The organism is Thiomonas sp. FB-Cd (assembly GCF_000733775.1).
Taxonomy (GTDB): domain Bacteria; phylum Pseudomonadota; class Gammaproteobacteria; order Burkholderiales; family Burkholderiaceae_C; genus Thiomonas_A.
Window position 1 is genome coordinate 294,962 of sequence record NZ_JPOE01000002.1, and the last position, 25,838, is coordinate 320,799.

Consider the following 25,838-nt stretch of genomic DNA (forward strand, 5'->3'; position numbering starts at 1 on the left):
GGATGCGTATCCTGACATCGGCTTCAGTCAATCTGAGCGGCGCCGTCCACCTGGCCGTGCCGCGTGTCATGATTTTCGGTCATGGTGCCGTGCTGGTTTGATCTGCGTCAGATGATCGCAATGCGATGCTTGGACAATGGACAGCGGGAAGCCGACGATGCCCAACATGGAGACGGCGCATGGCAAGCAGCACCAATGGCAGGCTGGAGCAGGCGCAAGCCGATTGGCTCGACCGCTGGTGGCGTGCCACTAACTATATTGCCTGCGCGCAGATCTTTTTGCAAGACAACGTGTTCTTGCAAATCCCCCTGTCTGCAGCGCACATCAAGCCGCGGCTTCTGGGGCACTGGGGCACAAGCCCGGGTTTGAATCTTCTCTATGCCCATCTGCTGCGTGTGGTGAGGCTGCATGGCGTGCAAGCGCTTTTCGTCGCGGGCCCCGGGCATGGGGCGCCGGCCGTTTTGGCCAACGTATGGCTCGAAGGCAGCTACGCTGGGGTGCGGCCAGAGCTGAGCCGCAACGCTGTGGGCATGCGTCGACTGTGCCGTGAATTTTCGACGCCAGGTGGCGTGGCAAGCCATGTTGGACCGCACATTCCAGGATCGCTGCATGAGGGTGGCGAGTTGGGCTATGGGCTGCTGCATGCTTTTGGCGCGGCGTTCGACAACCCGCACCTGCTCGCCCTGGCGGTAGTGGGTGACGGCGAGGCAGAAACCGGCCCGGCGGCGGCAGCGTGGAAGTCGATTCACTTCTTGAATCCAAAGCGCGATGGCGCCGTGCTCCCGGTCCTGCATCTGAATGGCTACCGTATCGCGGCCCCCACTGTGTTCGGACGCATGGCGGACGAGCAAATTACCCGCCATTTCGAGGGTCTTGGCTACCGCGTGCTTCTGGTGGAGGGACGGGAGCCGGCGGCCGTGCACCGCGATTTGGCTGGTGCAATGGACGCTGCAATTGCGCATATTTGCGCGATCCAGCGCGATTGGCGCGCGCCCTCCGCACGCGAGCGCACGACCCCGGTCTGGCCCCTGATTGTCTTGTGCACGCCCAAGGGATGGACCGGTCCGCAACAAGTCGATGGATTGCCGATGGAAGGAACCTTTCGAGCTCATCAGGTCCCTTTGCCACGCGCACGGGAGGATGCCACGCAGCGTGCCCAGCTGGATGCCTGGCTGCGTAGCTACCGGCCGCAGGAATTGTTTGACAGCAACGGCTGCCCGGAGCGCGATTTGCTCCGAGGTCTTCCGGCGCAAGGGCTGCTACCGGGCAACTGCCGCCATGCGGATGGTGGCCGCGTTCGCATCGATTTGCAACTGCCATCGCTCGCTGAGCTTGCCCTTGACGTGCAGGCCCCGGGTGCAACCGCATTCGAGAGCGCTCGTGGCCTCGGGATGTGGCTGCGGGACGCTCTGCGACTCAACGCTGGAGCGGCGAATCTGCGTATCTTTTGCCCCGACGAGTTGGTTTCCAATCGGCTCGACGCGGTATTCGAGACGACCCGGCGTTGCACGGTGCAGCCCACCGTGCGGGGAGACGATCACCTCGGGCCGGATGGCCGTGTGCTTGAGGTTCTTTCGGAGCATTGTTGCGAAGGTTGGCTTGAGGGCTATGTGCTTAGCGGGCGACACGGATTGTTTGCCTGCTATGAGGCGTTTGCGCCCATTGTCGACAGTATGATCAACCAGCATGTGAAGTGGCTCAAGGCGTCGGCCGAAGTGACATGGCGCCGCCCGCTGCCCGCACTCAACATCCTGCTGACTTCGCACACTTGGAGGCAAGACCATAACGGCTACAGCCATCAAGGCCCGGGATTCATTGACAACGTGCTCAATCGAAAGCACCGGCACGTGCGGGTGTATCTGGCTCCCGACACCAATTGCCTGCTCGCATTGGCGCAACACGCATTTGCCAGCGTCGACCGAGTCAACGTCATCATCGCCGGCAAGCAATCGATGCCGCAATGGCTGTCGCTGCAGGCTGCGCTCCGGCATTGCGCCGTGGGTGCCGGACGGTGGCCTTGGGCGGAGGGCGGCGACGCGTCCAACCCGGAGGTCGTGCTGGCCTGCGCTGGTGACGTGCCAGCGCTCGAAATTCTCGCAGCGGCCGATCTTCTGCGCCGCTTCGTGCCGGATCTCAGCTTCCGGCTCATCAACGTGGTGAACCTGCTGGCGTTGACCTCTCCGCTCGACCACCCGGATGGATTGCCCGACCCGGATTTCGACGCGCTTTTCACGGTAGATCGCCCGGTGCTTTTCGCCTTCCACGGCTACCCGCATGTCATCGATGGCTTGGTGCATCGCCGCGCGAACCCCCAGCGCATCCGCGCAGAGGGCTACCGCGAAGAAGGTACGACGACCACGCCTTTCGACATGGTTGTGCGCAATCGCGTCAGCCGCTTTCACCTTGCCATGCAGGCTCTGGATCTTGCTGCGCGTGACGACCCTGATGCCCACCGCCTGCGCACGCATTGCCAGCAGCGGATCACCGAGCACGCCCTGTATATCCGCACCCAATTTGAGGATATGCCGGATGTGCGCGATTGGCGCTGGGCGCAACCTCCATCTTCCGCGATAGATGGGGTGGGCCAGCAGCGGTCAAGCTCAAAGGGATAAAGAGGCAATGACGGAGATGGAGATGAAAGACTCGCCGACAGAGGCTACGGGTCCGTTGGCCACCGATGCGCCGCCGGGCTTCTCGCTAAGACCCACGCGGTTGGGGATTGACACGCATCACGAGCCGGTGGTGGTGCTGCGAGCCGACTCTCCAGTATGCCGCGCCGAGGGTTTTGAGGCACACGCACGCATCGAGGTGGTCGGCGAGCGGCGGAGCATCATTGCGACGCTAAACATCCTCAAGGCGGGGGAGCTGATCGGCACGGACGAGGTGGGTCTGTCCGAGTCGGCGTGGCACCGCCTGGAGCCCGCGGCGGGCGAGCGTTTGCGTTTTCGTTACGCTGCGCCCAGCGACAGCATGAGCCACATCCGGGGCAAGATTTTCGGCAGTCATTTGAGCGAAAATCAGTTCGATGCAATCATCGGCGAGGTGGTCGGCGGGCGACTGTCGAACGTCGAGATCTCAGCGTTCCTCGTCGCTTGCGCGGGCGGTCGCATGAGCACAGCCGAGGTCACAAGCCTCACACGTGCAATGGTGCACACAGGCACCCGCATGAGCTGGCCACACCCCGTCGTGGTCGACAAGCATTGCATAGGCGGATTGCCCGGGAATCGCACCACGCCTATCGTCGTGTCCATCGCCGCCAGTCTCGGGCTGATTATGCCGAAGACCAGTTCGCGCGCAATCACCTCGCCCGCGGGTACCGCGGACACGGTTGAAACGTTCACGCGCGTCGACCTGACCCTCGCCGAAATGCACCGCGTCGTGGAAGCCGAGGGAGGGTGCATGGTGTGGGGCGGCGCCATGAACATGAGCCCCGCCGATGACCTGCTGATCCGTGTTGAGCGGATGCTGGACCTGGACAGCGAGGCCCAGCTCGTGGCATCCGTCTTGTCGAAGAAGGCCGCCGCTGGCTCAACCCATGTGGTGATCGACATTCCCACAGGCCCGACTGCGAAGGTCCGAAGTCAGGGCGAAGCGCAGTCGCTTCTGCATGCACTCAGGCTCACGGCGCATGCGATCGGGCTGCAGCTGCATGGGATCATCAGCGACGGCAGCCAGCCTGTGGGCCGCGGGGTTGGCCCGGCGCTGGAGGCGCATGATGTGCTTGCGGTACTGCGAAACGACCCGGAGGCGCCGGATGACCTGCGCCAGCGCGCACTGCAAGTGGCTGCCGCGGTGTTGGAGCTTGGCGGCCTCGCGCAGGGCACGGTGGCGCAAGAAATGGCGCACGCGGCGTTAGTGGATGGCCGCGCCTGGCGAAAATTTCAGGCGATCTGCCAGGCCCAAGGGGGCTTTCACGAACCGGGCGTGGCGACGCATCGTCATCCCATTACGGCGACGCGCGCGGGGCGAGTGGCTCGCATCGACAACCGCCTTTTGGCACGTGCTGCCAAACTTGCGGGCGCTCCGCATGCCAAGACCGCTGGATTGTGGCTGGGCGCCCATGTTGGCGAGCATGTCGAACGCGATCAACCGCTGTTCGTGCTGCACGCGGAGTCGGAGGGCGAACTCGAATATGCACTGGACTTCGTGCGTAGTCATCCGGCCCTCATTCATCTGGAGAGCTGAAATGCCATCTCTCGCCCTCTATCCACTGCCTGGCAACGAGGCGCGCGCGCAGGCGATTGGGCGTGCGCTGGCAGATCGCGCTGAGGTACAACTCGCGGACTGCACGGTTCACCGGTTTCCCGATGGCGAAAGCCTTGTGCGGGTGCAACCCCCAGCGGCTGGGAGCCAGGCGGTGTTGGTGTGTACCCTCAACGACCCGGACTCCAAGACCATACCACTGCTCATGGCGGCAAGCACCCTGCGTGACCTGGGCGCGGCGCAAGTCGGACTGGTGGCTCCATATCTCGGCTATATGCGCCAGGACAAGCGTTTTCTGGATGGGCAAGCGATCTCAGCCCGGGTGTATGCCAAGCTTCTTTCGGGGTACTTCGACTGGATGATCACGGTGGACCCACACCTGCATCGTATTCATGACCTGTCCGAGATTTACAGCCTGCGATGCGCGGTGCTGCACGCTGCGCCACGCATTGCTGCCTGGATCAAGGAGCATGTGGAACGGCCACTGATCATCGGACCTGATGCGGAAAGCGCTCAGTGGGCGGCCGATGTGGCGGCGCGTGCGGAGGCGCCCGTAGTCGTTGTGGAGAAGACCAGGCTGGGGGACAAAGACGTGCACTCGACAGTGCCGGATTTGCACCTTCATCCCGGCCGAACTCCGGTACTTCTCGATGACATCATCAGCTCGGGGCGTACCCTGGTTGCGGTGCTGGACCATCTTCGACAGCGTCACACATTACCGCCCGTGTGCATTGCTGTGCATGGGCTGTTCGCTGGTGATGCGCTGTCCGCGGTTCGCGCAGCAGGCGCGGCGACGCTTGCAGTGACCGACACTGTGGCCATTGCGAACGACGAAGGCGTCGAGATCATCGATCTCACGCAAGACACGGCGCAAGGCGTGCTTGACATGACCGAGGTCAATGCCACGCGGGCTACGCCAGCCCAGATACCAGTCAACACAGGAGCACAGCCATGATTCGCCTGTCCAGCCACGGAGCCGCCAAGCAGGTCACGGGATCCTGCCATTTAGTCGAGACCGAGACGTCCCGTGTGCTCATTGATTGCGGCCTGTTCCAAGGCGGGCATGAGCTCGCCGAGGAAAATGCCGAGGAGTTCGGCTTCGACGCCAGCACCATCGACGTGCTCTTGCTCACACATGCCCACCTGGACCACTGCGGGCGTATTCCCTTGCTGGTCAAGCGGGGATTTCGTGGCCGCATCATCGCCACCGCGCCCACGCGCGAACTCGCCCGGCTGGTTCTGGCCGACTCGGCCGGCCTGCAGGAGGAGGAGGCGCGGCGCGCCGAACGTCATGCAAGGCACCGCGGGGATGAACAACCGTTGCCGCCCCCGCTCTACACCCTGGCGGAAGCGTTTCGCAGCATGGATTATTTCGACGGCGCCGCCGCATATGGCGTACGCATGGAGGTGGCCAAGGGTGTGCATGCAACATTCATGAATGCAGGGCATATCCTGGGGTCTGCCTCTATTTTCGTTGAAGTGGAAGATGCCGGTACGACCCGCAGCATCTACTTTTCGGGCGATGTCGGAAACCCCGGCCGACCGCTTCTCGACGACCCTCAGAGTCCGCCGGCGCCACCCGACTACGTGGTGATGGAAACCACCTACGGCGACCGCGACCACCGCCCCTGGGGGGCATCCATCGACGAACTGATTGACGCGATCTCCGCGACCCATGCGAGGGGTGGCAACGTCGTGATCCCGACCTTTGCCCTGGAGCGCGCGCAGGAAGTGCTCTACGCACTGTCTGAGGGGATGCGGCTGCAGAAGTTGCCCCGGTACCTGGCGGTCTTTCTCGACTCCCCGATGGCGATTTCGGCCACGGAAATTTTCATCCGCTATCCCGAAGCGATGCGGGCCGATTTCACGAGCCGTTTACATGATGACGATCCATTCACGCTGCCAGGACTGCGGATGACGCGCGATGCATCCGAATCCATTGCGATCAACACCATACGCGGTGGCGCGGTCATTATGGCTGGCTCAGGGATGGCCACGGGCGGGCGCGTACGCCACCACCTTCGCCACAACCTTTGGAACGCTGCCGCCAGCGTGATTTTCGTCGGGTATGCCGCGCATGGCACGCTGGCGCGCTTGATCATTGATGGGGCGAAGAGTGTGCGGCTGTTTGATGAACAGATTCAGGTGCGCGCCCGAATTCATACCATCAACGGGTTTTCCGCGCACGCCGGACAAAGCGAGCTGCTCGCCTGGCTTCAGCGCTGCGGCAAGCCGGAGAAGGTGTTCCTGGTGCATGGCGACTTCGACAAGGGCATGAAAGCCTTCAGCGAACTTCTGGACAAGCACGGCAAGCCCTGGCAGATTCCGGGCATGAGCGAGCCTATCCTGCTGCGGTGACATGACGTTACACGAGGGCGGCTGCGCCGCCGCAAGGGGCTGACGCAGATCAAGTTCGCCCGGGCCCGTCACGAGCACACTCTTGCCATGGAACAGGCATGGCGCTTATTCGGATTGGAAATGGCCACCGATCATGGATTCCCATCTTTGCGTCGCCATTGACGGCAGCTTGGTTGCCGGCGCGACGCTGCAACACGCAATCGACGGCCTGGCCCACGAGCAGCGCGCGCAGCTGCCTCTCGCGCATGTCATGGACGTGCGAGGCATGAGCTCGGCCACCGACGCGGTTGTCGAACCCCAAAGTCAACGCCGGCCAGAACTGATCGGTCGGGCCAGCGCCAACGTCAGCAGGCGCTGTGTACAGGTCAAGTCGCGGCTTTCGCAGGCCGTCGGCGGCCAGCGGCTATCAACGCTGCGGGCGGAGCTGGCGCGAGCGGTCGGTGCGGATCTGTTCGTGCTCGGCCGCCATAGGCGGCGCGGAGCCGTCCCCCTGTTGGTTGGCGGCGTCACCGAAGGCGTGGCGCGGCTGGGGTCAGTGCGCGTGCTCATCGAGCACCGCCCTTGGGCGGCTGACGCGCGGTCGCAGTCGGTCAATTTCAAGCTTTGAACGGAGACTCCTTCATGACATCACGTCGTCGAGCCATCGGCTTGGCGCTGGCCGTCGTACTGGCCGCATTGCTGCTGGTCTGGCTCTGGCCAGCGGCCCACCGCTTGGTGTTCGGTACGGGCCAGGCTCCAGATCACATTGTCGTCTCGGGCAACATCGAAGCGCACCAGAGCGTGCTGAGCTTCACCGGCGTGCAGGCGCCGATCACACTCCTGGCGTTCGACGAAGGCAAGTTCGTCAGTGCAGGTACGGTGCTCGCGCGCGTCGACGATAGCATCTACCGCAAGCAACTGCAGATTGACCAGGCCGCGCTCGACGTCGCCCAGCATCAGGTGGCCGTCGCGCGCAGCAACCTCGCCGCAGCGAAAAGCACGGTGGCCAGCGACACGCTTGATCTGGCTGAAAAGCGGCGCGAGTTGGCGCGTGACCAAGGCCAGCTTGCATCGGGTGCGGTGTCGCGCCAGACCTACGATCTCGCGACAACCGCTGCAGGCCAATCCGCTGCGGTTCTGGCGAGGGACAACGCGCTGGTCAATGTGGCGCAGACGAATGTTGGGCTGACCTTGGCCAACGTGCAGGCGGCGCAAGCCAAGGTGGCTCTAGACACGGTGACGCTCGGCTACACCACCCTCAAGGCACCGTTCAGCGGCGTGCTGGCAGTGCGGCAGGCGGAGCTCGGGGAGCTTGCGGGTCCGGGGGTGGCGATTTTTACCCTCGACGACCTTGACCACGTCTGGTTGCGCGCCTACGTCAACGAGCAGGATCTGGGCAAGATTCGCCTTGGGGAGGCTGCGCAGGTCACGACCGACACCTACCCGGGCCATGTGTTTCACGGCCGCATCGGCTTCATCGCTTCGCAGGCGGAATTTACGCCCAAGACGGTGCAAACCCATGCCGAACGCGTAACCCTGGTCTACCGCATCCGCATCGACATCGACAACCCCGCGCACGTGCTGCTTCCGGGCATGCCGGCCGATGCCAGCATCTCACTGCTCGCGCCCGGGCCATGAACACAGCACACGATCCTGCAGCCGTGCAGGTGGACGGGCTGGTGAAAAGCTTTGGCGCAGTGCACGCGGTTCGCAGCGTCAGTTTCGAGGTGACGCGCGGCGAGATCTTTGGCTTGGTCGGCCCCGACGGCGCGGGCAAGACCACCACCATGCGCATGCTCGCCGGTGTGTTGCGGCAGGACGCAGGCTCGGTAACCGTCGACGGCGTCGACGTGGCGAGCAACCCCGAGGCCGCAAAGCGGCACCTGAGCTACATGCCACAGCGCTTCGGTCTGTACGAAGATCTGACGATTGCAGAGAACATTTATTTCTACGCTGAGCTGTTCGGCGTACCCCGCAAAGAGCGCCTGGCGCGCAGCAGCGAGTTGCTGCGGGCGGCCGGGCTGGGCGGCTTCGAGCGTCGCCTGGCTGGGCAGCTTTCCGGTGGCATGAAGCAGAAGCTCGGCTTGGTCTGCGCACTGATCCACACACCGCGCGTGCTGCTGCTGGACGAACCGACCACTGGCGTCGACCCCGTATCGCGGCGGGATTTCTGGGCCATTCTGTACAAGCTTCGCGAAAGCGGCGTGACCATCGTCATGGCCACGGCGTACATGGATGAGGCCGAGCGCTGTTCGCGTCTGGCCCTGTTCCACGCCGGCGAAGTGCGCTACTGCGACACCCCGGCACGGTTGAAGGCGGCGATGCCGGGCACCCTTCTCGCCGTGCTGTCGGGGCAGCCGCGCGCCGTGCGCAAAATCATTGCCAGCGCCACCGGGGTTCTGGGCATGCTGCTGATGGGCGACCGCGTGCACGTGCGGGTAGACGATGCTGGGCGCCGCATGCCGGAACTGCGCGCCGCGCTGGATGCGGCGGGCCTGGCCAATGCGCGCATCAATCCGGCCGAACCGGGCATCGAGGACGTGTTCGTGGCCCTTCTCGGTGGGGGAGAGTCATGAATGCACCGGCGGCCGATGCCGTCGTCGCGCAGGGCCTGACCAAGCGCTTCGGGGGCTTCACCGCGGTCGACCACTTGGATCTCCGCATCGCTCGCGGCGAGGTGATGGGTTTCATCGGCCCCAACGGCGCGGGAAAATCCACCACCATTCGCATGTTTTGCGGACTCGTTTTGCCCACCGAAGGCAGCGCCAGCGTGGCCGGGTTCGACGTGGGCGGCGAGCCGCAGCAGGTGCGCGAGCACATTGGCTACATGTCGCAGAAATTCTCGCTCTACGGTGATCTCACGGTGCGCGAGAACCTGCGCTTTTTCGGCGGCATCTACCACGTGCCACGACAGGAAATGCCCGAGCGGATCGACTACGCGGTGACCATGGCTGGACTGAAGGGCCAGGAGGACGTGCTCGTGGCCACGCTCGCTGGCGGCTGGAAACAGCGCTTGGCGCTGGGTTGCGCCATCCTGCACCGCCCACCGGTGCTGTTCCTCGACGAGCCGACGTCGGGGGTCGAGCCCGAGGCGCGGCGCCGGTTTTGGGATCTGATCCACGAACTCGCCGCTGGCGGCGTCACCATCCTCGTCTCGACCCACTACATGGACGAGGCCGAGTATTGCAATCGCATCGCGTTAATCGACCGCGGCAAGCTCGTTGCGATTGGCAGCCCGGGGGAACTGCGCAGTCACGGCCTGGGTGGCACGCTCTACGAATTCGAGTGCACCCCGCTCGGCGCCGCGCTCGAGGCACTGCACGACGCGCCCGGCGTCGTCGACGCCGCGATTTTCGGCGACAGGCTGCACGTCGTGCTGAAGCCAGACGGCATGAGTGCGCAGGCACTCACCACGATGCTGAGCACCCGCGGCCTGCAGCCGGGCGCAGTGCGCGAAGTGCTGCCGAGTCTGGAAGACGTGTTCGTGCGCCTGGTGTCGCGCGGGCAGGACACGCGGGAGATGGCATGAAACTGCGCCGCCTGCTAGCGATGGCCTACAAGGAGGCGCTGCAGATTTGGCGCGACCCGCGCAGTCTGGCGATTGCGCTGATCATGCCGCTGATGCAGATGGGCCTTCTGGGCTACGGCGTGAGCCTCGACATCAAGCATGTCCCGCTGTGCGTGGAGGACCAGGAGAACAGCCAGCTTACCCGCGGCATCACCAGCCGTTTCGACGCCGGCGGCTGGTTCTCCACCACTCGCGTGCTGCACGACCAAGCCAGCCTGCGCCATGCGATGGATGCTGGGCAGTGCATCGCCGCAGTGGTGATTCCGGTGAACTTCTCGCGCCAGCTGGCGGTCACCGGAACCGCGTCGATCCAGACAGTGTTCGACGCCACTGACGTCAACACCACCAACATCGCGCAAGGCTACATCCAGGGCGTGGTCACGCAGGTCAATGCCCAGATCCAGGCCCAGTGGCAGGCCGCGCACGGGGTCAATCCCTCGCAGATCGGCGCGGTCGACTTGCAACCAAGCACCTGGTTCAACGAAACCCTCGACAGCCGCAACTTCATCATCCCGGGCGTGGTCGCCGTCATCCTGGCGCTTGTGGGGGCGCAACTCACGTCGCTGACCGTATCGCGCGAGTGGGAGCGCGGCACAATGGAGCAACTCATCTCCACACCGGTGAACGCGTTAGAAGTGATGCTGGGCAAGCTCATTCCGTACTTCGGCATCGGCATGGTCGATGCTGCGGTGTGTCTGGGGCTCGCCGTGCTCTGGTTCGGTGTGCCGTTTCGGGGGAACCTTCTCACCCTATTCGCCGCCACTGCGCTATTCAGCCTGGTGATCCTGGGCATCGGTTACCTGATCTCGGTGCGCATTCGAAGCCAGCTCGCAGCCAGCCAGGTGGCGCTGTATGTCACGCTGTTGCCCACCACGCTGCTGTCGGGCTACACCTTCCCGATTGACCAGATGCCCAAGGCGATCCAGGCGCTGACCCTCATCGTCTACCCGCGCTACTACGTCACCATCCTACGCGGCATTTTCCTCAAGGGCAGTAGCCTGTCCGACCTCTGGCAGCCCTTGCTCGGCCTTGGGATTTTCGCCGTGCTCATCGTCTGGCTGGCATCGCGGGCCTTCCACAAGCGACTGGATTGACCGGATGTTCGAGCGCCTCCTGGTGATGCTGATGAAGGAGTTCCTGCAGATCCGCAGGGACCGCACGGCCATCATGCGCATGATTGTGCCGTTGGTCATCCAGATGCTGATCTTCGGCTACGCCGCCACGTTTACCGTCCACCACGTCGCCACGGTTGTACTCGACCTCGACCAGAGCCAGGCCAGTCGCAGCCTGATCTCGCATTTCGTCGCTTCCGGGCGCTTCGACGTGGTTGACACCGCACGCGACACCGCACAGGTCAAGCGCGACATCGACCACGATGTCGCCGTCATCGCCATCGTCATCCACGCCGGATTCGAGCGCGACCTGGGCAACGGCAAGAGCGCGCCGCTGCAGATCATCGTCGACGGCACCAATTCCAACACCGCCCTCATCGCGCTGGGTTACATGAGCCAAATCGTCTCCCGGTTCACCACCGACGAGGCGGCCCGGCTCGCGCCCCCGCATGCCAGCTTGGCACCGCCGCAAATCGGCGTGAGCCTGCAGGCGGTGCCGTGGTTCAATCCGGGGCTGGACGATACCTGGTTTTTCATCCCCGGGGTCATCGGCAGCCTGACGCTGATGCAGGTGGTGAGCTTGACCGCCTTTGCCATCGTGCGCGAGCGTGAGGTGGGCACGCTGGAGCAGATCATGGTCAGCCCGATCCGGCCGGTGGAATTTATCCTGGGCAAGACGCTTCCGTTCTTTCTGATCGGCCTGGGCGACATCGCCTTGGTGAGTGCCATCGGCGTGCTGTGGTTCCGTGTGCCCTTCATCGGCGATCCGCTGGTGATGCTCGCCGGTTCGGCGCTGTTCCTGCTCGCCGCCGTGGGCATGGGGCTGCTGCTGTCGACGTTCTCGCGCACCCAGCAGCAGGCATTTGCACTGAATTTCTTTTTTGTGAACCCGTTTTTCATTCTCTCCGGCTTCGCGTTCCCGATCGCAGCCATGCCCTCGTTGTTGCAATGGTTCACGTTAATCAACCCATTGCGGTATTTCTTGGTGGTTATTCGGGCAGTTTTCCTCAAAGGTGTTGGGTTTACCGTTCTATGGACCGACTTGGCAGCGATGGCGTTGCTTGCCACGATCATGTTGACCGTGAGTGTCTGGCGCTTTCGCTCCTCGCTGGACGCGTAATGCCCCTCCATGGCGCATTGATAGCAGATCGGATCCATCCGCGATGCAATTGCGTGATGCACGTCAAGGAAACTTCGCGTGTGACGGCGCAGACTTACGAATATTTACGCAAATCAGCAGAAATGCGCTTCTTGTCTTTGGCTTCCCCGCAAGCGCCACAAGGCCGCGTGCGGGTTGCCCATCGGGTGCTTCGCGCATTTCATTGGGATCTACCTGTAAGCGGGCCAGGTGGGCAATAGGTATGTAGCCCGCATGAAAGCGAGGTGCATCATGGCAATTGTGAAATGGGATCCATGGCGTGAAATCGAAGACATGTTCGACCGGTACACGCGTGCAATCGGAGCCCCACGCAGATCAGCGGCAGGAGGGGAGGTCGCCACACTTGCGGACTGGTCTCCGCAAGTGGACATCGCGGAGACTCCACAGGAATTCACGATCAAGGCCGAACTTCCCGAGATTAACAAGGACGATGTGAAGGTGACCATCGACAACGGAGTGCTGACATTGCAGGGTGAGCGCAAACGCGAAGTGGAGCAAAAGGACAAAAAGTTCCACCGCATCGAGCGCTTCTACGGCAGCTTTAGCCGCAGTTTTTCGTTGCCCGATAACGTTGACGCAAATGCCGCCAAGGCGACCTTTAAGGATGGCGTCCTAAGCCTCCAGATTCCCAAGGTGGCCGAGGTCAAGCCCAAAGGCATTGAGGTGAAGGTGCAGTGAGGGGTTGACGGCAGCGCGCGACGGGCGGCATTTTGGCCGCGCTACGCTCAGGGTCATCGCCTCGCCGGGTACGCGCTGACGCTGCTCAGGCCTGCGGCGAGGGGGTCGGGACTCTGCGAGGGTGGTGATCATTGGTCGGAGCGCGGCGATGTGCAAGGCATGAGCAATCCGGGTTTCGCCAAGCGGTGCCTGGTCCTGCGCGTGACACCACGATGGCTCACGGTGTTGCGCGGCCCCACGGTCCTGGCTGCCGGGGATCAAGGATGGGGCGGACGGGAAGCGCGTCAGGAACACATCGAGGCTGGACGCTGCTTGGTGACGCGCAGCGTCCTGGGTCTGCAGAAGCTCACTCCATTGGGGCCAGACCGAGATCTTTTGGGGCGGCTTTCGCCCTTCCTGATGTAGATCAAGGAAATTCGTTTCAAATTCGCGCAGACTCAGTGAGTTCTTTCAAGGCGAGAGGGAGTCCTACGATGAATGCCACTGAACAGATCCAGGCAGCACAAAAGGCTGAACTGGAGTCTATGGCCAGCATGGTCGAGAAAACGATGAACGGCTTTGAGCGGCTTGCGCAACTCAATCTTCAAACTCTGCGGGAAGTGGCGCAGAACGCAGCTGAGGGCATGCGTGCAGCGTTGTCGGCGCGTGATGTGCAGGAGCTGATGAGCGTCCAGACAGACAATCCGATTCAGGCGCAGAGCCAGAAGGCCTTCGCCTATGCGCAGCAGCTCGCGGAAATTGCGGCGAGTACACAGGCCGAACTCGCTGGAGTGGTGAACCAGAGCATGACGCGCATGCAACAAGCTCTGCGTGACGCCATGCAGAACTCGACGCACAATTTGCCGATGGGAAGCGAGGGCGCCGCGGCGCTGATGCAAAGTGCGATGAATTTCACCAGCCAGGCAGTTGAGGCGATGCAGAAGACGCAGAGCCAGACGACAAAAATGGTGTCGGACAGCGTGCAGAACGTCGCGCAAACGGCCGCGAAGGGCGCCCAGCAGGCCGCGCAATCGGGTAAGCGTCGAGTTTCATGATGCTGCATCGTTAGGGCCCGAATCTTTTAAGGAACGGCAAAGGCACTGTGCCCAGCTTCTCTGCGGGAGTGCATTGAACGAGCGTAAAGAAGACGGCGCAGTCCACGGGCTAAGAGAGTGCAGCGGCATGCTGCGGCGGAGTCGCGCAGGGCTGCAACGATGTATGGTTCTCGGAGGGCTACCCCGCCCCTGTGGCGGGCGCCATTGGGTTTTGTGGATGGATTCAGCGCCTCGCCACCATTGTCTGGACGATCATGACCAAGCTTGCTCTCATCACTGGCGGAACGCGCGGAATTGGCGCAGCCATTGCCACCCGTCTGCAAAGTGACGGCTACCGCATTGCCGTGACTTATTTGGGCAACGACGCAGCCGCCCGCGCCTTCCAGGAACGAACAGGCATTAAGCCCTACAAGTGGGATGGCGCCGACTATGCGGCGTGTCAGGCAGGGGCGCGGATGGTGGAAGCCGATTTAGGGATGCCCATCGACATTTTGGTCAACAATGCGGGCATTACCCGCGACGCGAGCCTGCACAAAATGAGCCTCGAACAGTGGCGCGCGGTGATTGACGCCGACCTCGACGCCTGCTTCAACATGTGCCACGCCGTGATCGATGGCATGCGCGCTCGCAACTGGGGACGCATTGTCAACATCACCTCCATCAATGGCCAGAAGGGCCAATTCGGCCAGACCAATTACTCAGCTGCCAAGGCTGGCGTAATCGGGTTCACCAAGGCCTTGGCGCTTGAGTCAGCGCGCAAGGGCATTACGGTCAATGCAGTGGCTCCGGGCTATACCGCAACCGACATGGTCGCGGCAGTGGATCCGAAGGTTCTGGAGGGCATCGTCGCGCAGATTCCCGTGGGGCGATTGGCGCAGCCCGAGGAGATTGCGCACGCTGTGGCCTTTCTCGTGCATGCGCAATCGGGCTTCATCACCGGATCCACACTGTCGATCAATGGCGGACAGTTCATGATTTAACGGACGATGAGCATAGCCGCATGCATGCCCAGTAGCGGAAGGACATCGAAAGGATGAGACGTGCCTCAGGCACTGCAAGGACCACTGAAGTACCACGGCTGACGAACGCGTGGGTGAGGCCCATCCTTGGCGTTTGTGTCCGATCCGGCACAAGTGGGCACGCACCGCGGATCTGCCAGGCGTCTGCAGGGTGCAAACAGCGCCGGCCTTTTACCTGGCTGGTGCCGTGATGGTCGGAGCGAGCGAGCGGGCGGTGATGAGATGATCGACGATTGTTTTCTTAAACACCTGACTGAGCCGGATCGGAAGGCCACCGTATCGGTCGTTCCAAGTCTCAAGAGCATCGAAAAAATCCGTCGCCCGCTGCGAAGGGGAGCGGCGGCAGGATCTGTACGGCCCGAAGCGCTCGGGCTTTCATCCCTTTGAGTTGTGGCCGAAATTGACGCAGGAAACCATCATGTCCAAACCCCACATTGTCCTTTGTGCTCCGGTGCGTACCGCCATCGGCACCTATAACGGAACCTTGAAGGACACTCCAGCGACTGCACTTGGCGCCGCAGTGGTGCGCGAGGCTGTCAAGCGCGCACGACTCGAACCGGCCCGAGTTCAAAGTTTGGTTTTCGGTCAAGTCATCCAGGCTGGCGCCAAGATGAACCCGTCGCGCCAAGTGGCGATCGGCGGGGGCTTGCCCATCGAAGTTCCCGCCATGACCGTCAACCGCGTGTGCGGTTCCGGCGCCCAGGCCATCGCCACGGCGGCTCTGGAAATCATGGCTGGGCAGATTCAATGCGCCGTGGCTGGCGGGATGGAGAATATGGACAAGGCGCCTTATCTGCTGCCAAATGGCCGGTGGGGCATGCGCATGGGCGACGGTGCCGTGCTCGACAGCATGCTGTTAGACGGCCTGAATGACGCGTTCAGCAATCAGCATTCAGGCTGGCACACCGAAGATCTCGCGTCCAAGTTTGGCATCACCCGCCAGGAGCAGGACGCATGGGCCCTGCGTTCGCAAAAACTTTTCTCTGCAGCGCAGGCCGCCGGCTTGTTTGATGCAGAAATCGTGCCGATCGAAATCAAAGGCCGCAAAGGGCCGGAGCACTTTGCCAGGGATGAGCACAACCGACCCGAGACCACAACCGAATCGCTCGCCAAGCTCAAGCCAGCCTTTCGCAAGGACGGCACCATCACTGCGGGTAACGCGCCAGGATTGAACACGGCAGCCAGTGCAATGATCGTCGCGGATCGCACTTGGGCAGAAGCGCAGGGCCTGGAGCCGATGGCTCGCTTGGTGAGCTACGGTGTGGCGGCAGTGGATCCCGGATTTTTTGGCCTCGGCCCGGTGCCGGCGGTGCACATGGCATTGGATCGCGCCAAGTGGACGGCGAAAGATTTGGAGCGTGTGGAAATCAATGAGGCGTTCGCCGCAATAGCAATTGCGTGTTCGCGTCAACTGGGGCTGCCGCAGGACATCGTCAACGTCGAAGGTGGCGCGATAGCGCATGGCCACCCGATTGGCGCGTCAGGCGCGATTCTCACCACACGGTTGATCCACTCCATGCGGCGTGATGGACTCAAGCGCGGAGTGGTCACGCTTTGCATCGGCGGTGGCCAGGGCATCGCGCTGGCATTGGAGATGTTGCCGTGACGAAACATGCGCAATACGCGACGGGCCAAGGTTACGCCAAGACCCTGCGGGCGTTGCAGATCGAGCTGGTGAAGTTCCAGAAACACCTGATCGCGCATGGCAGCCGCATTCTCATCATCCTCGAAGGCCGCGACAGCGCGGGCAAGGACAGTACCGTCAAACGCATCGTGGAACACCTCTCGCCACGCGAGACAAGAGTGGTGGCTCTGAGCAAGCCATCAGACAGGGAAGCCAGTGCTTGGTATTTTCAGCGATTTGTCCCGCATCTCCCGCTTGCCGAGGAGTTCGTGCTGTTCAATCGCAGTTGGTACAACCGCGCCGGGGTCGAGTGGGTGATGGGCTTTTGCACCGAGGCGCAGTACGAAGAGTTCATGGAAACAGTCCCCGTCTTCGAACAGATGCTGGTGCGATCGGGCATCCATTTGTTCAAGTATTACCTGGACATCAGCAAAGTTGAGCAAAAAAGCGCCTTAAAGACCGGCTCACCGATCCGCTCAAGCAATGGAAGATGAGCCCTATCGATGCCGTGGCGCAAAAGCATTGGAAGGACTACAGCGTCGCGCGCAACGCGATGTTCGCACGGACCCACACGGCCCTGGCACCATGGACCGTTGTTTGCGCCGACGATAAGAAGCGCGCACGATTGAGCCTGATCATGGACCTGCTTGCGCGTCTGGATTACAAAGGCAAGGATCACGCGTTGCTGCGCCCAGACCCCGCCATCGTTTTTGGCTATACAGATCAGATCGTCGCGGAAGGCCTGATTGCGCCATGAGCACTTGCACCGGAGTCAGGGCTTGGGCCGTTCAATCGTGGCGTTGGTCGAATTGCATGGATCGCATGCTTATTGATTTTTCCTGCACACCAGGCACCACATAAGGAGTCAATCATGTCTAATCGCCACGCTGTCGTCTGGGTTGACCACGCCCAGGCTCATGTGTTGTTCATCGATGCTGAAAACATCGAAAAATCCATTCTGGAACCTGCACAACATCCTCGTCTGCACCACAAACGCGGCTCCGTCGGTGGAGGCAAGGCGGCTGAGGACCAGCACTATTACCACGGCATCGCGCAGGCTCTGCGTGACACGCAAGAGATCCTCATCGCGGGTCCGGGGCAGGCCAAGCTGGAGCTGTTCAAACATTTGCAGCACCATGACCCCGAGGTGGCCAAGCACGTTGTTGGCATGGAGACTGCGGACCATCCAAGCGACGGTCAGCTTGCAGACCACGCCCGCCATTACTTCAAGGCCAAGGACCGCATGACAGGCGTTTGACGGGGTCAATCCATCTGTGACCTCGGTACCCCATGGTGGCCGGAAGGCGGCCAATATCTGAATCGATGCTCATCGCTGTGTGCAAAGCCATGTACAAAAAAATTCTCATCCCTCTTGATGCCAGTGCAACGGCACAAACAGCTGCTGAACACGCCATCGCATTGGCGCGGGCGTGCAAGGCAGCTCTGCGCTTTATTACCGTCATTGACCTCAACGGTCTTGTCGGTGGGGTGCCAAGTATCGTGGAAGTGGTGAACAACGATGCGCGCCTGACGCTCGATGATTGGATGAACCAGGCCTCTCAGTGGGGGTTGGACGTGAGCACCGCCATCGTCGAGACCAACCCGAAAATTCCGCGTGTGGCCGACGCCATTGTGACTGAGGCGAGTCGATGGGGCGCCGAACTGATTGTCGTCGGAAGCCACGGGCGCAGCGGCGCTCGACACCTGATGCTCGGCAGCGTTGCTGAAGGTGTGGCTCGGCTCAGCAGAGTGCCGGTGCTTATCGTGCATCCAGGCGAAGCACCTGTGGCCTGACACAACGCGGCCACCAGTGGCCTTACGGCGCATCAATTCTCAAGAGCACTCGCAGGCAAGGGGACCTGGCGGAAAGCCCGGGCCCATGGGGAGATGCGCTGGGAGACTCCGCCATTGCCACGCGCGTACCCGCAGCGAGGTGATCCAGAAGAAGGGAGGTGCAGCCCGCTTCGTGTCGCCGTGCATATCGGGTGAGACCTTGCCAAGGCATGGTGACGCGACATTCACGGACCGTGTACCGCCACGATTAGGTCGGACGGCAGGCTGGCCCTCGAACCTGAGGCCCGGAGTCTTGACATGAAATCCACGCGCTTGCAACGGTACGTGCCACATCGGTCGAGCTCGGATGGAGCCAGCCCTCGGGCAAACAGCACGGTCGTCTCTGGAGACACCGGAACTTGCGTCGCCACACCGATCAGACGACGCACCGTTTGCCCCAGTCCTTGATGCAACGTGCAATAAATGGTGCGCCCGATGCTGGAGATTGTGGCCTCGCGGCAAGGCCGCACTATTCGCTTGGCCGCGATGATTGCAGCAGCGCGTTTACAGCGTCCAGGTCAACAAGCCGCAGTTTGCCGGCAGCGTATTTGAGCTTGAGCTCATTCACCAGAACGTCATAGCGCGCCTTGTCGGCCTGGCGCTGCGTTTCGAACAATTGAGAGAGGGCATTGAGCACGTCGATGTTCACCCGCACCCCGACCTTGTAGCCTGTTTCATTCGCTTGCAGCGCGCTCTGGCTCGAGGCGATTGCTGCCTCCAGGGCCTTGACCTGTGCGCGTCCCGACTCCAGGCCAAAATATGCAGCCCGAGCGCTCTGTGCTGCGGCGAGGCGCACGCTATCGAGGTTGGCCTGCGCCTTGTCCAGCAGATGCTCCGTTTCCTGCACATGACTTTGCACGGCATAGCCAGTGAAGATGGGAATTTGGACTTGCACGCCGATGGAGGCGACTTCAGCGCGGGTGCCGAAGGGGAACAGGGTGCTGCCGCCGCTGGTGCTGCCGCGGTCCAGACGTGCGTAGGCATCCACCGTCGGCAAATTCGCAGCGCTCGCCTTGCGGCTTTCCAGGCGTGCCACATCCAACGCCATGCGGGCCTGTTCCACCGCCAGATTCGTTTCCTCCGCCGTTCGTGCCCAAGTCTCCACCGAGCCGGCAAGGGCCGGCAGCCGGATGCCGGGCGTGAGCTCGGCCAAGGGGCCAGGCGGCTTGCCAGCGAGTTGTTCGAGCGCCGAGCGCGCGAGTTCGATCTGGTTTTGTGCCGCGATGAGCTGCGCTGCGGTGAGGTCGTTGCGCGCCTGCGCATCGCGCACGTCGACGATGGTGCCGTTGCCGGCGGCAAAATTGTGTTTTGCCGCCTCGAGTTGCTGCGCGATGGCTTTACTCTGTTCACGCAGCGAGCGCAGGGTGTCCTGAGCTGCCAATACGTCAAAATATGCCGACGCCACCTGAACGAGGAGATCCTGGTTGTCTTGTGTCCACTGCGTGTAGGCGATGCGAGCGGCGATCTCCGCCTGGTTCACGCCGATGCGTTCGGCCGGTCGGTACAGTGCCTGCGTGGCCGTGAGGTTGACATCGCGCGCGATGTAATCCCAATTCGTGGGAAACCCGAATTTTTGTAGAAGCGGATTCTCGCTGTTGCTTTGGGCGTTGTCGCTAAGGCTGGCCCCCGCGGCGATCTGCGGTAAAAGGCGTGATCTAGCCAGCGGTACCCGCGCGAGTGCGGCCTCGTAGTTGGCCTGCGACGCCCGCAGGGCCGGGTTGTGCTGCTGCGCCTCGGCAAACACCTGTGCGAGCGTCTCGGATTGAGCCACGCCACACCACCCGAGTCCTGCGAGTCCGAGAACAAGCGCTGCGGAGAAGGCGCGGCAGCGTGCGGCGGGCATCGCTCTGCATTGACCTTGCATGCGAGTGTTCGGAAGAAATCGAGATGAATTGGACAACGGTGGATGGGGCATTTCGGGAGGCGCTGCTTGAGTGCGCATGCCGGATTCAGAGCCGGGCTATTCGGCTAATGGAGCCCATGCTAACTTCGGTTCGGCCCGCTTGTTTGCGCTTCATCAAGTGCAAGCGTCGTAGCGAGGCGACAATACATCAATACACTCCTTGCCGCGCTCCACGTCGTCATCATGCTCCAAAGCAAGCGCCTTTCCCTGCTCGTTGTTTTTGTCGTCATCGTCGCCGCGGTTGCCGGGGCGGCTTGGTATTTGACGCGGCCCAATGTGGCGCCAAGCGCCGTCACGCTTTACGGCAACATTGATATCCGGCAGGTGCAGCTCGCCTTCAACGATGCCGGTCGCATCCAGCAGTTGCTGGTTCAGGAGGGCGACCATGTGCACAAGGGCCAAGCGGTCGCAAAGCTGGATGCTCTGCGCTTTCAAGACGCGGTGGCGCACGCCGCGGCTTCCTTGCTTGCGCAGAAAAGCGTGCTGGCGCGCATGCGTGCGGGAAGCCGGCCGCAGGAAATCGCTGAGGCTAAGGCCGGGGTCGAGGCCGCGCAAGCCGCCGTTCAAAACGCGCAGATTACCTATGCGCGCCAGGAGACGCTCGTCCAAGCCGATTTTCTCCCCAAGCAAAGCCTGGATAACGCTGCACAGACGTTGAAGACGTCCCAGGCCGAGTTGCAGCGTGCCCGGCAGGCACTGAGCCTCGTGGTGCAAGGTCCACGCAAGGAAGATATTGCCGCGGCCGAGGCTCAGGTGCAGGCTGACAAGGCGGCGTTGGCGCTGGCACAGCGCGAACTGACCGACGCCGAGCTCATCGCGCCCGAAGCAGGGGTGGTCGAGAACCGCATTCTCGAAGTGGGCGACATGGCCGCGCCACAAACCCCGGTGATGACGATTGCGCTCGACAACCCGGTATGGGTTCGTGCTTACGTGAGCGAGCGCGAACTCGGGCGCCTCGCGCCAGGCATGCGCGCTGAGATCCAAAGTGACAGCTTCCCCGGCCAGCGCCTAGCCGGTTGGATCGGCTTTATCTCGCCCACCGCAGAGTTCACGCCCAAGTCCGTGCAGACGACCGAGCTGCGCACCGAGCTCGTCTATCGCGTGCGGGTGTACGCCTGTAATCCCCAGGGCAAGCTGCGCCTTGGCATGCCGGTGACAGTGGACGTGCCGCTGTCGAACAATCCCCCACGAACGATTCCGAGCGATGTCTGCAAGGGCTGAGTAACCGTGTTGAAAGTCAAGCAGTGAAAGGCTGATTTTGAGCGTTCAGATGGTCCCGGGTGATGGCGTTGAGGTGGGTGATCAGCTTGCGCATGCAGGCGATCAAGGCCACTTTCTTGAGCTTGCCTGCGGCCACCAGACGCTTGTAGAAGGCGCGAATGGCGGGGTTGAATCGTGTGGCGGTGAGCGTGGCCATGTACAAGGCACGTCGCACCTCGAAGCGCCCGCCGGTGATGCGTCGTCGGCCTCGGCTGGACCCGGAGTCCTTGGCGTAGGGGGCCACGCCGACCAAGGCACAGATCTGGCGCCGGTTGAGCCGCCCCAGTTCAGGCAGTTCAGCGATCAGGGTTGCGGCAGCGATGCGGCCGATCCCGGCCACGCTTTGCAACAGCTTGGCCATCACGGCATGATGCTGTTCGACATGGCGGACCATTTCGGCATCGACGTCGTCGAGCTGGCGGGCAATCGCCTCGAGCAGGGCATCGATACTCGGGCGCGTCACCGGGCGGGCCAGGCGCAAGCGCTGGCGCTCGGACAACTGCATGGCCACGAGCTGGCGCCTGCGGGTGACCAGGGCTGCGAGATCCTGCTGCTCGGGCTCGCTCAGCGGACGCACGAAGCGCTCGCAGTCGGGGCGCTGGGCCAGCACGGCAGCGAACTCGGCCAGGGTGGCCGCATCGATGCGGTCGGTCTTGGCCAGGCGCTGCATCGCACGAGCGAAGTCACGCGCCATGCGCGGGTTGATGACCGCCACACGCAGACCCACTGCTTGCAACGCGCACGCCAGCGCCGCCTCATAGCCACCGGTGGCCTCCATCAGCACCAGCCCCGGCTGCAGCTTCACCAAGGCGTCGGCCAGAGCGGAATGCCCCTCGGCATCGTTGCTGACATGAGCCAGCTCCGATGGCAAGACTGCTCCCAGGCAAGCCACATCGACATGCGCACTGGCAACGTCGATGCCCACCATCACGGATGATCCAGACATGGTCTTCATATCCCTTCCTTGTGCATGCGAGCAGGCGAAACGCCGCTCAACTAACCGTTCGGGCGTCAGGAAGACCAGCACGGGGTCCGTGCGCAATCGACTCAGCCACGAGCTGGCGAGCACGCTCGCCGACTCCAGGGCGTTTCAGGCTGCACGATCCGGTCCGGTCACCTCAACGGTGATTAGACTGCACCGCGCTGATCTGGTTTAAACATACAAGGCCGTGGGATCGCCAGCGCTGGAGCTTGATGGTGTGCACAAGCGTTTTCATCAAGGACGTCGCGTCGTGGAGGCGCTCGCCGGCTTGAGCATTACGGTGCAGCCAGCCTTCATCACCGGGCTTCTGGGCCCGGATGGTGCCGGCAAAACGACGCTGATGCGCCTGGCAGCCGGGCTCCTGTTGCCTGAGGCAGGCACGGTGCGCGTGCTGGGGCACGACACGCGCGCAAATTCGGCAGCCATTCAGGAGCTCATCGGCTACATGCCGCAACGCTTCGGCCTGTATGAAGATCTCACCGTGCAGGAAAACCTGAACCTGTACGCGGATCTGCAAGGACTGGACGAAACCCAGCGCGGCGCGCGCTTCGAGGAATTGCTGCGTCTGACCGCGCTGGGGCCGTTTGGCAAGCGCCGGGCCGGCGCATTGTCCGGTGGCATGAAGCAGAAATTGGGGCTGGCCTGCTCCTTGTTACGCGCACCCAGACTCCTGCTTCTGGACGAGCCGACCGTCGGTGTCGACCCGATTTCGCGACGGGAGCTCTGGAGCATCATCAAGACCATGCGCGCGCAGGGGGTGAGCGTCCTCGTCAGCACTGCCTATCTCGACGAGGCTGAGCTGTGTGACGACATCGTGCTGTTACACCGCGGGCTTTTGCTCGCGCAGCAAGCGCCCGCCGCGTTTGGCGCGCCGCTGGCGGGGCGCTGTTATCTTGTGAAGCACCCCACGCTGAGGCGCCGTGCCTTGCAGGCACGGCTCGCTGCACGCCAGGGCGTGATTGACGCGCTGGTTCAGGCCGACGGTGTCCACGTGGTGCTGGGCGGCACACAGGCACAAGCGCAAGCCGGCGAAGACTGGCAGCCGGTGGCGCCGCGCTTCGAGGATGCCTTCGTCAGCCTGTTGCGTTCGGCGCCAGCGGCGAGCCCCACTCCGGCACTTGGCAATCCTGGTCCAACCCCCACCGCCGGGACGGTGGGAACTGCCGGCGGTGATATCTTGGCGATGTCCCTGTCCGCTGCAGCAGCGCCTGCAATACGGGCCGCCGTGGCGGCGCCAACCGCCGACACGGTGATCGAGGCACATGAGCTGCGCCGCTTCTTCGGTAGCTTCGAAGCGGTCAAGGGGATCAGCTTCAGCGTGTCGCGTGGCGAGGTCTTTGGCCTTCTGGGTGCCAACGGCGCCGGCAAGAGCACGACATTTCGCATGCTGTGTGGCCTGCTTTCGGCCAGCTCCGGCACCTTGCGCGTGGCCGGTGTGGATCTGCACACGGCCCGCAGCGCAGCCCGGGCGCGGATCGGCTACGTCGCGCAGAAATTCGCACTGTACGGCAACCTGAGCGTGGCGCAAAACTTGAGATTTTTCGCCTCGGCCTACGGATTGCGCGGCGCTCGGCGCAAGGCGCGATTGGACTGGGCGCAACGCGAGTTCGATCTCGGTGGATTTCTCGATGCCGGTACCGCCGACCTAGCGCTGGGCTTCAAGCAGCGCTTGGCGCTGGCTTGCGCACTAATGCACGAGCCTTCGATCCTGTTTCTCGACGAGCCCACGTCGGGGGTTGATCCGCTGGCTCGGCGCGAGTTCTGGCAGCGCATCAACCAGCTGGCCGAGTCCGGGGTGACGGTGATGGTCACGACGCACTTCATGGACGAGGCTGAGTATTGCGACAACCTGGTCCTGATGTCGCTGGGTGAGATCCTGGCTCTCGGCTCGCCGCAGGAGATTCGCGCGCGCGTACGCAGCGTCCGGCTTCCCGAGCCCAGCATGGAAGATGCGTTCATCGAGCTGATTCAGGCGCACGAGACACAGATCCGGAGGGCAGCGTGAACCGGCAGCGCTTGCGGGGGCTGATCCGCAAGGAGTTTTTGCAGATTGTGCGCGATCCGTCGGCGATTGCCATCGCGTTCGTGCTTCCAGTGTTCTTGCTTCTGCTGTTTGGTTATGGCGTGTCGCTGGACGCCCATCGGGTGCCACTGGCCGTGGTGGTTGAGCAGCCAACGGCGCAAACAGCAGGCTTTGTCGGCGGGCTTGTGCAGTCGGACTATTTCGCCCCCCGGCATTACGCTACCGTCGCCGAAGCCCGGCGAGCACTGATGGAGGGCACTGTGAACGGCATCGTGTGGCTGCGTGCGGATTTCAGTCGCAGCCTGCTATCGGGTCGCAGCGCGCTGGTGGGCGTGTGGGTGGACGGAGTCAACGCCAACAACGCGCGCATCCTTGAAGGCTATCTGCAAGGTATGTGGCAGAACTGGCTCCAGCTGCAAGCCGATGCGGCCGGCAAGCCCCTGACGATTCCGGTGGTTGCCGACGATCGCATCTGGTTCAATCCGGCCTTGCGCAGCCGAGACTTTCTGGTTCCCGGGCTGATTGCCGTGATTATGACCCTGATTGGCGCGCTGCTTACGGCGCTGGTCATCGCGCGCGAATGGGAGCGCGGCACGATGGAGGCACTGATGGCCAGTCCGGTGACGATTGGCGAGATCCTGATTGGCAAGCTCGTGCCTTACTTCGTGTTGGGTATGGGGGGCATGCTGCTGTCCGTGGCGATGGCTGTATGGCTGTTCACGGTGCCGCTGGTGGGAAGTTTCTGGCTGCTGGTGGCATGCTCGGCGCTGTTTCTGCTGGTGGCCCTCGCCATGGGCCTGTTGATCTCAACGCTTGCCAAGAACCAGTTCGTCGCCGCGCAGGTGGCGGTGATCGTGACCTTTCTGCCAGCGTTCATCCTCTCTGGATTCATTTTCGACATCGGATCGATGCCGGCAGTGGTGCGGTTTCTCACACACGTTGTGGCCGCGCGCTACTACGTGGCCATTTTGCAGACCTTGTTCCTGGCGGGAGACGTCTGGCCAGTGGTGCTCTCGAACAGCGCGGCGTTGGCGCTCATGGCGCTGATTTTCTTCGGTATTGCGCGACGCAAGTCCCGCAAGCGTCTGGACTGAAGCGACAGG

At 62.7% G+C, this 25,838-nt stretch carries 22 protein-coding genes and 1 pseudogene; 21 read left to right on the forward strand and 2 right to left on the reverse strand.

The genetic code is table 11. The features are described from left to right. The first annotated feature begins 179 nt into the window (after positions 1-179). From CD04_RS0101465 to CD04_RS0101550, 18 genes and pseudogenes are all read left to right on the forward strand, one after another. Entirely contained in the window at positions 180-2,612 is a 2,433-nt protein-coding gene (locus tag CD04_RS0101465) for a phosphoketolase (protein ID WP_051848843.1), read from the forward strand. Positions 2,613-2,634: 22 nt separating this feature from the next. Further along, complete coding sequence (locus CD04_RS0101470) at positions 2,635-4,185, forward strand: thymidine phosphorylase family protein (RefSeq protein WP_051849192.1); 1,551 nt, start codon at positions 2,635-2,637, stop codon at positions 4,183-4,185. 1 nt (position 4,186) lies between these two features. Beyond that, a complete protein-coding gene (locus CD04_RS0101475) occupies positions 4,187-5,158 on the forward strand; it encodes a ribose-phosphate diphosphokinase (RefSeq protein WP_051848844.1) in 972 nt (323 codons plus the stop codon). After that, a complete protein-coding gene (locus tag CD04_RS0101480; protein ID WP_031404053.1) occupies positions 5,155-6,561 on the forward strand; it encodes an MBL fold metallo-hydrolase RNA specificity domain-containing protein in 1,407 nt (468 codons plus the stop codon). The genes CD04_RS0101475 and CD04_RS0101480 overlap by 4 nt, the downstream gene beginning before the upstream one ends. A 133-nt stretch (positions 6,562-6,694) precedes the next feature. Then, the gene (locus tag CD04_RS0101485; RefSeq protein ID WP_031404054.1) at positions 6,695-7,168 is read left to right on the forward strand and encodes a universal stress protein; all 474 of its coding nucleotides are present in this window, start codon (positions 6,695-6,697) and stop codon (positions 7,166-7,168) included. A 14-nt stretch (positions 7,169-7,182) separates the two neighbouring features. Further along, positions 7,183-8,178 carry an HlyD family secretion protein gene (locus tag CD04_RS0101490; RefSeq protein ID WP_031404055.1) on the forward strand — a complete coding sequence of 332 codons (996 nt, stop codon included), beginning with the start codon at positions 7,183-7,185 and terminating at the stop codon, positions 8,176-8,178. Next, positions 8,175-9,116: an ABC transporter ATP-binding protein gene (locus tag CD04_RS0101495; RefSeq protein ID WP_031404056.1), complete on the forward strand. Its 942-nt coding sequence runs from the start codon at positions 8,175-8,177 to the stop codon at positions 9,114-9,116. Before CD04_RS0101490 ends, CD04_RS0101495 begins: the two co-directional genes overlap by 4 nt. Next, positions 9,113-10,069, forward strand: coding sequence for an ABC transporter ATP-binding protein (locus tag CD04_RS0101500; RefSeq protein WP_031404057.1), 957 nt, complete (start codon positions 9,113-9,115; stop codon positions 10,067-10,069). Before CD04_RS0101495 ends, CD04_RS0101500 begins: the two co-directional genes overlap by 4 nt. Further along, positions 10,066-11,202 carry an ABC transporter permease gene (locus CD04_RS0101505; protein ID WP_031404058.1) on the forward strand — a complete coding sequence of 379 codons (1,137 nt, stop codon included), beginning with the start codon at positions 10,066-10,068 and terminating at the stop codon, positions 11,200-11,202. Before CD04_RS0101500 ends, CD04_RS0101505 begins: the two co-directional genes overlap by 4 nt. A 4-nt stretch (positions 11,203-11,206) precedes the next feature. Further along, entirely contained in the window at positions 11,207-12,340 is a 1,134-nt protein-coding gene (locus CD04_RS0101510) for an ABC transporter permease (protein ID WP_031404059.1), read from the forward strand. A 270-nt stretch (positions 12,341-12,610) separates the two neighbouring features. Next, positions 12,611-13,057, forward strand: coding sequence for an Hsp20/alpha crystallin family protein (locus CD04_RS0101515; RefSeq protein ID WP_031404060.1), 447 nt, complete (start codon positions 12,611-12,613; stop codon positions 13,055-13,057). Between the two features lie 159 nt (positions 13,058-13,216). After that, positions 13,217-13,462 (forward strand): hypothetical protein, encoded by a 246-nt coding sequence (locus tag CD04_RS24015; protein WP_031404061.1) that lies wholly within the window; start codon positions 13,217-13,219, stop codon positions 13,460-13,462. A 68-nt stretch (positions 13,463-13,530) separates the two neighbouring features. Then, complete coding sequence (locus tag CD04_RS0101525; RefSeq protein ID WP_031404062.1) at positions 13,531-14,091, forward strand: phasin family protein; 561 nt, start codon at positions 13,531-13,533, stop codon at positions 14,089-14,091. A gap of 254 nt (positions 14,092-14,345) precedes the next feature. Continuing rightward, positions 14,346-15,071, forward strand: coding sequence for an acetoacetyl-CoA reductase (gene phbB, locus CD04_RS0101530; protein ID WP_031404063.1), 726 nt, complete (start codon positions 14,346-14,348; stop codon positions 15,069-15,071). 457 nt (positions 15,072-15,528) lie between these two features. Beyond that, positions 15,529-16,716 (forward strand): thiolase family protein, encoded by a 1,188-nt coding sequence (locus CD04_RS0101535; RefSeq protein WP_031404064.1) that lies wholly within the window; start codon positions 15,529-15,531, stop codon positions 16,714-16,716. Further along, a pseudogene (gene ppk2 / locus CD04_RS21245) lies at positions 16,713-17,491 on the forward strand (polyphosphate kinase 2). Before CD04_RS0101535 ends, ppk2 begins: the two are co-directional and overlap by 4 nt. Before the next feature lie 114 nt (positions 17,492-17,605). After that, positions 17,606-17,992 carry a hypothetical protein gene (locus tag CD04_RS0101545; protein WP_031404065.1) on the forward strand — a complete coding sequence of 129 codons (387 nt, stop codon included), beginning with the start codon at positions 17,606-17,608 and terminating at the stop codon, positions 17,990-17,992. 89 nt (positions 17,993-18,081) lie between these two features. After that, the gene (locus CD04_RS0101550) at positions 18,082-18,528 is read left to right on the forward strand and encodes a universal stress protein (protein ID WP_031404066.1); all 447 of its coding nucleotides are present in this window, start codon (positions 18,082-18,084) and stop codon (positions 18,526-18,528) included. Positions 18,529-19,036: 508 nt separating this feature from the next. On the opposite strand, the gene CD04_RS0101555 is transcribed toward CD04_RS0101550, so the two are convergent. Then, positions 19,037-20,410, reverse strand: coding sequence for a TolC family outer membrane protein (locus tag CD04_RS0101555; RefSeq protein ID WP_038167407.1), 1,374 nt, complete (start codon positions 20,408-20,410; stop codon positions 19,037-19,039). A gap of 243 nt (positions 20,411-20,653) precedes the next feature. Here CD04_RS0101555 and CD04_RS0101560 point away from each other — a divergent pair, with 243 nt between their 5' ends. Then, positions 20,654-21,691 (forward strand): efflux RND transporter periplasmic adaptor subunit, encoded by a 1,038-nt coding sequence (locus CD04_RS0101560; protein ID WP_031404068.1) that lies wholly within the window; start codon positions 20,654-20,656, stop codon positions 21,689-21,691. Between the two features lie 16 nt (positions 21,692-21,707). Here the strand turns inward: CD04_RS0101560 and CD04_RS0101565 are convergent, their stop codons facing one another. Beyond that, positions 21,708-22,658, reverse strand: coding sequence for an IS110 family transposase (locus CD04_RS0101565; protein ID WP_369792815.1), 951 nt, complete (start codon positions 22,656-22,658; stop codon positions 21,708-21,710). A gap of 241 nt (positions 22,659-22,899) precedes the next feature. Between CD04_RS0101565 and CD04_RS0101570 the strand changes: the two genes are divergently transcribed. Continuing rightward, positions 22,900-24,717 carry an ATP-binding cassette domain-containing protein gene (locus CD04_RS0101570; protein WP_031404070.1) on the forward strand — a complete coding sequence of 606 codons (1,818 nt, stop codon included), beginning with the start codon at positions 22,900-22,902 and terminating at the stop codon, positions 24,715-24,717. Then, positions 24,714-25,829 (forward strand): ABC transporter permease, encoded by a 1,116-nt coding sequence (locus tag CD04_RS0101575; RefSeq protein ID WP_031404071.1) that lies wholly within the window; start codon positions 24,714-24,716, stop codon positions 25,827-25,829. Before CD04_RS0101570 ends, CD04_RS0101575 begins: the two co-directional genes overlap by 4 nt. The last annotated feature ends 9 nt before the right edge of the window (positions 25,830-25,838 follow it).

Excerpts from the sequence above, each read along its gene's own strand:
- CD04_RS0101500 (WP_031404057.1), top strand. The coding sequence starts at position 9,113 with ATGAATGCACCGGCGGCCGATGCCGTCGTCGCGCAGGGCCTGACCAAG.
- CD04_RS0101555 (WP_038167407.1), bottom strand. The coding sequence starts at position 20,410 with ATGCCCGCCGCACGCTGCCGCGCCTTCTCCGCAGCGCTTGTTCTCGGA.
- CD04_RS0101485 (WP_031404054.1), top strand. The coding sequence starts at position 6,695 with ATGGATTCCCATCTTTGCGTCGCCATTGACGGCAGCTTGGTTGCCGGC.
- CD04_RS0101490 (WP_031404055.1), top strand. The coding sequence starts at position 7,183 with ATGACATCACGTCGTCGAGCCATCGGCTTGGCGCTGGCCGTCGTACTG.
- CD04_RS0101550 (WP_031404066.1), top strand. The coding sequence starts at position 18,082 with ATGTACAAAAAAATTCTCATCCCTCTTGATGCCAGTGCAACGGCACAA.
- CD04_RS0101560 (WP_031404068.1), top strand. The coding sequence starts at position 20,654 with ATGCTCCAAAGCAAGCGCCTTTCCCTGCTCGTTGTTTTTGTCGTCATC.
- CD04_RS0101545 (WP_031404065.1), top strand. The coding sequence starts at position 17,606 with ATGTCTAATCGCCACGCTGTCGTCTGGGTTGACCACGCCCAGGCTCAT.
- CD04_RS0101535 (WP_031404064.1), top strand. The coding sequence starts at position 15,529 with ATGTCCAAACCCCACATTGTCCTTTGTGCTCCGGTGCGTACCGCCATC.
- CD04_RS0101515 (WP_031404060.1), top strand. The coding sequence starts at position 12,611 with ATGGCAATTGTGAAATGGGATCCATGGCGTGAAATCGAAGACATGTTC.
- CD04_RS0101510 (WP_031404059.1), top strand. The coding sequence starts at position 11,207 with ATGTTCGAGCGCCTCCTGGTGATGCTGATGAAGGAGTTCCTGCAGATC.
- CD04_RS24015 (WP_031404061.1), top strand. The coding sequence starts at position 13,217 with ATGAGCAATCCGGGTTTCGCCAAGCGGTGCCTGGTCCTGCGCGTGACA.
- CD04_RS0101525 (WP_031404062.1), top strand. The coding sequence starts at position 13,531 with ATGAATGCCACTGAACAGATCCAGGCAGCACAAAAGGCTGAACTGGAG.
- CD04_RS0101480 (WP_031404053.1), top strand. The coding sequence starts at position 5,155 with ATGATTCGCCTGTCCAGCCACGGAGCCGCCAAGCAGGTCACGGGATCC.
- CD04_RS0101505 (WP_031404058.1), top strand. The coding sequence starts at position 10,066 with ATGAAACTGCGCCGCCTGCTAGCGATGGCCTACAAGGAGGCGCTGCAG.
- CD04_RS0101475 (WP_051848844.1), top strand. The coding sequence starts at position 4,187 with ATGCCATCTCTCGCCCTCTATCCACTGCCTGGCAACGAGGCGCGCGCG.
- CD04_RS0101470 (WP_051849192.1), top strand. The coding sequence starts at position 2,635 with ATGAAAGACTCGCCGACAGAGGCTACGGGTCCGTTGGCCACCGATGCG.
- CD04_RS0101495 (WP_031404056.1), top strand. The coding sequence starts at position 8,175 with ATGAACACAGCACACGATCCTGCAGCCGTGCAGGTGGACGGGCTGGTG.
- CD04_RS0101565 (WP_369792815.1), bottom strand. The coding sequence starts at position 22,658 with ATGGTGGGCATCGACGTTGCCAGTGCGCATGTCGATGTGGCTTGCCTG.
- CD04_RS0101465 (WP_051848843.1), top strand. The coding sequence starts at position 180 with ATGGCAAGCAGCACCAATGGCAGGCTGGAGCAGGCGCAAGCCGATTGG.
- phbB (WP_031404063.1), top strand. The coding sequence starts at position 14,346 with ATGACCAAGCTTGCTCTCATCACTGGCGGAACGCGCGGAATTGGCGCA.